At 38.6% G+C, this 7495-nt stretch carries 6 protein-coding genes and 1 pseudogene; 6 read left to right on the plus strand and 1 reads right to left on the minus strand.

Annotated features, from left to right (window positions below; genetic code table 11):
- The first annotated feature begins 3 nt into the window (after window positions 1–3).
- Complete coding sequence (locus AC52RT_RS13235) at window positions 4–642, plus strand: response regulator (RefSeq protein ID WP_495541184.1); 639 nt, start codon at window positions 4–6, stop codon at window positions 640–642.
- A gap of 21 nt (window positions 643–663) precedes the next feature.
- Here the strand turns inward: AC52RT_RS13235 and AC52RT_RS13240 are convergent, their stop codons facing one another.
- Entirely contained in the window at window positions 664–1167 is a 504-nt protein-coding gene (locus AC52RT_RS13240) for an antibiotic biosynthesis monooxygenase family protein (RefSeq protein WP_495541179.1), read from the minus strand.
- A 376-nt stretch (window positions 1168–1543) separates the two neighbouring features.
- Between AC52RT_RS13240 and hemE the strand changes: the two genes are divergently transcribed.
- The 5 genes and pseudogenes from hemE to AC52RT_RS13265 form a co-directional block, all read left to right on the plus strand.
- The gene (gene hemE / locus AC52RT_RS13245) at window positions 1544–2581 is read left to right on the plus strand and encodes a uroporphyrinogen decarboxylase (RefSeq protein ID WP_495541180.1); all 1038 of its coding nucleotides are present in this window, start codon (window positions 1544–1546) and stop codon (window positions 2579–2581) included.
- Window positions 2582–2661: 80 nt separating this feature from the next.
- Window positions 2662–3597 (plus strand): ferrochelatase, encoded by a 936-nt coding sequence (gene hemH, locus AC52RT_RS13250; protein ID WP_495541181.1) that lies wholly within the window; start codon window positions 2662–2664, stop codon window positions 3595–3597.
- Between the two features lie 13 nt (window positions 3598–3610).
- Complete coding sequence (hemY, locus tag AC52RT_RS13255; RefSeq protein WP_495541182.1) at window positions 3611–5044, plus strand: protoporphyrinogen oxidase; 1434 nt, start codon at window positions 3611–3613, stop codon at window positions 5042–5044.
- 344 nt (window positions 5045–5388) lie between these two features.
- Window positions 5389–5968: pseudogene (locus AC52RT_RS13260) on the plus strand (TetR/AcrR family transcriptional regulator).
- 70 nt (window positions 5969–6038) lie between these two features.
- A partial coding sequence (locus tag AC52RT_RS13265) for a YhgE/Pip family protein (protein ID WP_495541183.1) occupies window positions 6039–7495 on the plus strand: 1457 nt, incomplete at its 3' end.

A 7495-nucleotide genomic window follows, 5' to 3' on the forward strand; every position in this document is an offset into this window, starting at 1 on the left:
AAAATTCGTTTAGTAGTTGTGGATGATCATGAGCTTGTAAGGAAAGGAATCTTGTCCTTTTTATTGACTGAACCAGATATAGAGGTAGTGGGTGAAGGGAAAAGCGGCTTAGAAGCTATACAGTTAGCTAAGGAACATACACCTGATGTAGTACTCATGGATTTATTAATGGAAAATGGTAATGGTATTGATGCAACTAAGGTAATAGTAGACGCAGGATTAAATAGTCGTGTAGTGATTTTGACGAGCTACTATGACGAAAAGGAAGTATTCCCGGCACTTGAAGCAGGAGCTTTCAGCTTTTTATTAAAAACGTCCTCGGCAGCTGAAGTGATAACAGCCATCCGAAAAGCAGCTAGAGGAGAGTCCGTCATTGAACCAAAGGTAACAAATGTTATGGTGAAACGATTGAGGCATCATGATAAAAAATTACATGATACACTAACCGAGAGAGAGATGGATGTTTTACAATGCATTAGTGAAGGTATGACAAATGCGGAAATCTCAGAGGATTTATTCATAGGTATTAAAACAGTGAAAACGCATGTTAGTAATATCTTAAGCAAGCTGGCTATTGCCGATCGAACTCAGGCAGCTGTATATGCCAATAGAAATAATATTAGTAAACAGAAAAAAGACTGAACACTTTTCGGTTCAGTCGGATTATTCTCTAAGTCCTAATTTGTATTGATTAACATATGGCGGACCGGAGAATATATTTGTATTAAGGTCTTGCCAAGTGTTCGTGCTCTTGTTTGCACTAGACGAAAAATGGTTCTTCCAACTAGAACTGCTCGATTCGTTCTGCCAAGCAGTAAGAATGACATATGTATCGGAATTTAATGGACGAAGGATTCGGAGTGCTATAAAACCGGATTCATTTTCAATCGTTTCAGCACGCTTTTTATATCGATGTTCAAAACCTGGACGTTCCTCTTCTCGAACAGGAATGTTATCGAGCACAACAAACCCAACTTCAGGCAACGCCCCTCTTTGATCGACGACCTCGAATTTACGCGGTGAAGCAAATACCGTTTTTTTACCCTCCGTTTCCTGCAGCAACACCGTTTTCTCAAAATTCTCCATTAATAATAGATTTTCTTTCTTATGCTTACTCTTGATTTCTTTTAAAAATTCATAGGTTCCTGATGTAATATATACGAACATTGCCAACACCTCCCATTATTTTATATACTGTATTGTACCCAAAAACAAGATGGGTAATCTAGTTTTACGTTTGGAGTGCATGCTCTATTCGTCAAAAACGGCGATTTTTTGACAATTGCCAAGGTTTCCTATACTTACATAGTAGAAACGGCTATAGTGAGAAGGAATTCAATTTGTAATTTTCTTTCCTTCTGCTATTCTATTTAAGGAAAGTTTAAAATATTTTCGTAAAATTTATCTAATTAAAGTTTTTCAACAATATGACTAGCGTCTAGTGTGGATTGTTTCTCCAGAACTGCAAAAGGTTCTGATATGTTGAATTGTTATCAATTCAGGAGATATAGTTTTTCTAGCCACGCTCGAAAGGTGGATTTCAATGACAAAAGAATTTAATGATACATTATTAAGAGCTGCAAAAGGGGAAAAGACAGACCATGTACCGGTATGGTATATGCGTCAGGCAGGCAGATCACAGCCAGAGTACCGTAAGATTAAGGAACAATACTCCTTATTCGAAATTACACACCAGCCTGAACTATGTGCTTATGTAACAAGACTGCCAGTTGAACAATACAATGTGGATGCTGCCATTCTTTATAAGGATATAATGACACCTCTTCCTGCACTTGGAGTGGATGTTGAAATTAAATCTGGAATAGGTCCAGTCATTGCAAATCCTATTAAATCATTAGCAGATGTAGGAAAACTGGGTGAACTATCTCCAGAAGATGATGTGCCATACGTGTTGGATACCATCAAGTTATTAACGACTGAACAGTTGTCCGTTCCGTTAATTGGTTTTTCAGGCGCACCATTTACACTTGCTTCTTATATGATTGAAGGCGGACCTTCTAAAAATTATAACAAAACAAAAGCATTTATGTATTCAGAGCCGCAAGCATGGTTTGCGCTAATGGATAAATTAGGTGATATGATTATTATTTATGTGAAAGCTCAAATAAAAGCAGGGGTAAAGGCAGTTCAAATCTTTGATTCTTGGGTTGGGGCGTTAAATGTAGAAGATTATCGAATCTTTATTAAACCAATCATGAATCGCATCTTCTCAGAACTTCGTGAAGAAAATGTACCTCTTATTATGTTTGGTGTCGGTGCGAGTCATCTTGCATTAGAGTGGAACGACCTTCCGATTGATGTGCTTGGTTTAGATTGGCGCTTACCAATAACGGAAGCAAGAAATAAAGGAATCACTAAAAATCTAATGGGCAATTTAGATCCGGCCATTCTTTTATCTTCTTGGGATGTTATTGAGGAACGTGCGAAGAAAATCCTTGATCAAGGGATGGAACAGCCAGGCTATATCTTTAATTTAGGTCATGGTGTTTTCCCAGAAGTAAATCCAGAAGTTCTGAAGAAATTGACCACTCTAATTCATGAATACTCTTCATGGAAATAACAATGTGCTCAACTGTTTGATTTTAAACATTTTTGCAGGCATGTTAAGTAGGACAAATTTTTAAATGAGGTGTAATTGGAATGAGTAAAAAGAAAATGGGCCTATTGGTTATGGCATATGGAACTCCCTATCAAGAAGAAGATATTGAACGGTACTATACACATATTCGTCATGGAAGAAGGCCGTCTGAAGAACTGATTGCAGATCTGAAAGGACGCTATGAAGCAATTGGCGGGTTATCTCCTTTGGCCAAAATAACTGATGCACAGGCTGCAGCACTTGAGAGTAAATTAAATGCGAGTCAAGATCAGATAGAATTTAAAACATACTTAGGCTTAAAACATATTGAACCTTTTATAGAAGATGCAGTTCAACAAATGAAAGAAGATGGCGTAGAGGAAGCAGTTAGTATTGTATTAGCTCCTCATTTCTCTACGTTTAGTGTGAAATCATATAATGACCGTGCTAAACAAGAATCAGATAAGATTAATGGACCGGTCATTATCCCTGTTGAAAGCTGGTACCAAGAGCCGAAATTTATTCAATATTGGGTTGATCAATTACAAACAACCATTCGTACAATGACTCCTGAACAACAGGAAGATTTCGTTTTAGTGGTTTCAGCACATAGTCTGCCTGAAAAAATTCTACAAAACGGCGATCCATACCCTGATCAATTACATGAAACAGCTAAATTAATTGCTGAAGCTGCCAATGTGAAAAACTACGCAGTCGGCTGGCAAAGTGCTGGACAAACTCCAGAACCATGGCTTGGACCGGATGTACAAGATTTGACAAGAGATTTATTTAACGAAAAAGGCTATAAAGCGTTCATTTATATTCCAGCAGGTTTTATTGCGGAGCATTTAGAAGTACTTTATGACAATGATTACGAATGTAAAGTTGTTACCGATGAAATTGGAGCGGCCTACTATCGTCCAGAAATGCCTAATGCGAACCCAGCATTCATTGATGCACTGGCAACGGTCATCATGAAACGTTTGAATCAGGAATAAAAAAAAGAAGGCGATGAAAGTGAATCAATCCAAAAAAATAATTGCTGTCATTGGGGGAGGTATCACTGGTCTTGCTTCAGCTTTTTATCTGCAAAAAAAGATAAAAGAGGAAGATTTGCCATACCAGTGTATACTGCTTGATTCATCCCCCCGCCTTGGAGGAAAGATCCAGACTTCTTTCCGTGATGGCTTTGTCATAGAAAAAGGACCCGATTCTTTTCTCGCCTCTAAACAAAGTCCAATCCGTCTTGCACAGGAAGTGGGGTTGGACGAGGAGCTTGTGGTTAGTAAACCAGGTAAATCATTTGTCTTAATTCGTGACAGGCTCCATCCTATTCCCGGAGGAGATAAAGGAATTTCTGCAAACATTAGTCCATTTATTACTTCGTCTTTATTTAGTCCTCTGGGCAAACTGAGAGCGGCAGCAGATCTAATTTTGCCGTCAGTCTCTCAAGCGGAGGACCAATCACTAGGTGAATTCTTCAGGTATCGTTTTGGTACAGAGGTACTGGAGAATTTTATTGAACCGCTGCTTTCGGGCATATATACCGGACATATTGAACGGTTGAGTTTACTGTCGACTTTTCCACAATTCCATCAAATTGAACAGCAATATCGCAGCTTAATAATAGGAATGAAAAAATCTTCAGTAACGGTTGAGAAAGTGATCGGTAAGGATGGATTCCTTACGTTTAAAACAGGTCTACAGTCATTTGTCGAAGCAATCGAGAAAAAACTCGAACCTAATTCCGTTATTAAAGGTGTAAAAGTTGAGCTAATGGATAAAACGAGCGGGCAGTACAAAATCTGTCTGAATAATAACAGTGTCATTATGGCGGATTCTGTTATTATTTCTGCTGGTCATCAGGCGGCTTGTCAAATGCTTGACGACCTCATTTCCATAGAACCGTTAAAGGAAATTGAATCAACCAGTGTGGCGACAGTGAATTTGGCCTTTAATAAAAGCGCTATTAAGAAAGATTTAAAAGGTTCCAGTTTTGTGGTAGCGAGAAACAGCGATTATTCGATAACATCTTGCACATTGACTCACAAAAAATGGCCGCATGCTGTACCGAAGGGTAAGGTACTGCTGCGCTGTTATGTTGGCAGAGTAGGCGATGAAGCAATTATTAATTTATCGGATAAAGAAATCAGTAAGATTGTACTTGAGGATCTTAACAAGACGATGTCAATTACAGAAGAACCGGATTTCTCTATTGTTACTCGTTGGAAAGAAGCCATGCCTCAGTACAAAATTGGTCATAAACAACGGATCCAGCAGGTAGAAGAGGACCTGTACAATCAGCTGCCTGGGGTGTTTATAGCAGGAAGCTCTTATACTGGTATTGGGATGCCGGATTGTATCGATCAAGCTGAAGCAGCAGTGAAAAAAGTTCTCGATTTTGTTCAAAATCCCGGCTCGCAGCTTACAGCTGCCCAAGCATAAACAAATTGGTCCTTTATAGGCCAATTTGTTCTTTTTTTGGAGAAAACTCCTTTCGTCTATTCATTTATAGTGGTAAAATAGGTAATAATTAGTAAAAGAATAGGTGATAAGAATGAGGAGAAAATATCGGCAGTCGAAGGCAGAGAGTCATGGGACGGCTCCCCTTTTAGAATGGGCAATCAGTTTCTTTTTAAATGCTTGTTTCTTTTTGTTTATCGCTTGTTTAATCTTTTTTTTATTATCATGATCATTAAAACAGGTCTTGCAACTATTAATGGGGTTTGCTATTATAAATAACGTACTTAATGACTATTTTATTCAATGAGTCAGTTTTGAGGTGAGAAATGACAGTTGATCGTAAAAAACTAATCGTGGATGCCGCTGCGAAATCTTTTGCTCTATTTGGCTATAAAGCAACGACGATGGATCAAGTAGCTAAAATCGCTAATGTTGGAAAAGGTACTATTTATACTTTTTATACGAATAAGGAAGAACTGTTCAAAGAGATTGTATCAGTCATTATTCGTGAAATGAAGCAGGAGGCAATAGAGGCTATTGACGATGACCAACCCTTTGTAGAAAATCTTCATCAAGCTTTGTACCGTCTACTTGCTTTTAGGAAAGAGCATCGGTTGTTGATTAAACTTTTTCAAGAAGAGAAAGAAATTGGCACGCCAGCTGTACGGGATATGGTTGAAGAAATTGAAGGTGAAATTATTACGTTCATCAAGAATAAGCTTGAAGTGGCAATTGAAAAAGGCTATATCCGTCCATGTGATTCTGAAATAACGGCTTTTATTGTGTTGAAGATGTATGTGGCACTGATTTTTGATTGGGAAAAAAACCGAGAACCGTTAAAAAAAGAAGCCATAGCTGATTTATTCAAATCTATTTTTGCTCAAGGGATTGTCGATTAACCATTGATAATCCTATTTTAAACAGAAAAAATGACTAAATGAACAAATTAGTCATAATGAACAACTGGAGGATAAATATGTTTAAACAAGAAATAAAATCGGTGTTTACGAATCGAAAAATGTTGATTTCAATTATAGCGATTCTCTTTATTCCTATTCTTTATAGCGGTATGTTCCTATGGGCATTCTGGGATCCGTATGATCGTTTAGAAGATCTTCCTGTTGCAATTGTCAATAGTGATACTGGAGCAGAACTTGATGGAGAGAAGTATGAGCTGGGAAATGAATTTGTAGAGAAACTGAAAAAAAGTAAGGAATTTGACTTTCAATTTGTTGATAAGAAGACAGGATATAAAAACCTTAAAGATCAAAAATATTATCTCTTAGTGGAAATCCCAGAATCATTCTCTGAAAATGCAACCACATTAATGAATGAACACCCGGAGAAACTTGAACTGAAATATGTTCCAAACGAAAGCTTTAACTTCTTATCAGCTCAAATAGGCGAAACCGCCATTGAGAAAATAAAGGGTGCTTTGTCAGTAAAGGTTACGGAAACTTATGCGGAAACGATGTTTGGAAATTTAACGAAAATGGCTGATGGTTTCCAAGCTGCTGATGAAGGAGCAGGTAAACTCAAATCAGGCATCGATGAAGTAAACGATGGTGCAAATACACTGCAAGAAAAGTTAACCCTTCTTGCAGAGAAGCAGATTCAATTTAAAGAGGGTACAACAAAAGTATCAAGCGGCACACAAGAACTAGAATCAGGTGCAAAAACGTTAGCAAATGGATTAGAAAAGCTGGCTGAAGGCCAAACCCAGCTGTTAGACGGTGCTGTTAAAGCAGAAGAAGGTACTAAATCACTACAATCTGGTATTACTCAAGCCAGTCAAGGAATTAAGACAGCTGAAGAGAAGATGGGACAACTAGTAACAGGAACCAAAGATATTAAAGCAGGTTCTGACACACTTACATCATCTTTAAATCAGTTGGCAGAAGGTGCTGGATCAGCATCTAAAGGTGCAGCAGACGTTAAGAATGGAGTCGCGGCTCTTCAAAGTCAACTTGAACCTGTCATGGCTGCATTGCCTGCGGAAAATCAGGCTGCAGTAAAAGAAGCCTTTGCCCAGCTTAATGCCGGTACTGCCAAGCTGGAATCAGGAAATCAAACACTAGCCGCCTCTGCCGTGAAAATAGCAGATGGTTCAGCCAGCTTGTCACAAAATGTCGGCAAGTTGAATGAAGGACAAGTAGCGATGCAGCAAGGCCTTCAACAACTGAATGATGGTGGTGCACAGCTGCAGTCAGGAGCGGGAGAGCTTGCCGCAGGACAATCTAAATTAACTGCAGGACTTGACACTTTTGGAGAGAAACTAAATGAAGCCAAAGCGGGAGGAAATGCTCTTGCCGCAGGTGCTAATACACTTAACATAGGAGTAACTCAATTATCAGACGGTTCCAAACAGTTAGCAGATGGTTCCGTTCAATTGGCGGATGGTTCTTCGAAGATTGCGAATGGTACAACAAAGCT

It is taken from the genome of Peribacillus sp. (assembly GCF_059453735.1).

What these genes read in the sequence shown, in the direction of transcription:
- hemY (WP_495541182.1), top strand. Translation starts at nt 3,611, where the DNA reads ATGAAAGTGAATCAATCCAAAAAAATAATTGCTGTCATTGGGGGAGGT.
- hemE (WP_495541180.1), top strand. Translation starts at nt 1,544, where the DNA reads ATGACAAAAGAATTTAATGATACATTATTAAGAGCTGCAAAAGGGGAA.
- AC52RT_RS13240 (WP_495541179.1), bottom strand. Translation starts at nt 1,167, where the DNA reads ATGTTCGTATATATTACATCAGGAACCTATGAATTTTTAAAAGAAATC.
- hemH (WP_495541181.1), top strand. Translation starts at nt 2,662, where the DNA reads ATGAGTAAAAAGAAAATGGGCCTATTGGTTATGGCATATGGAACTCCC.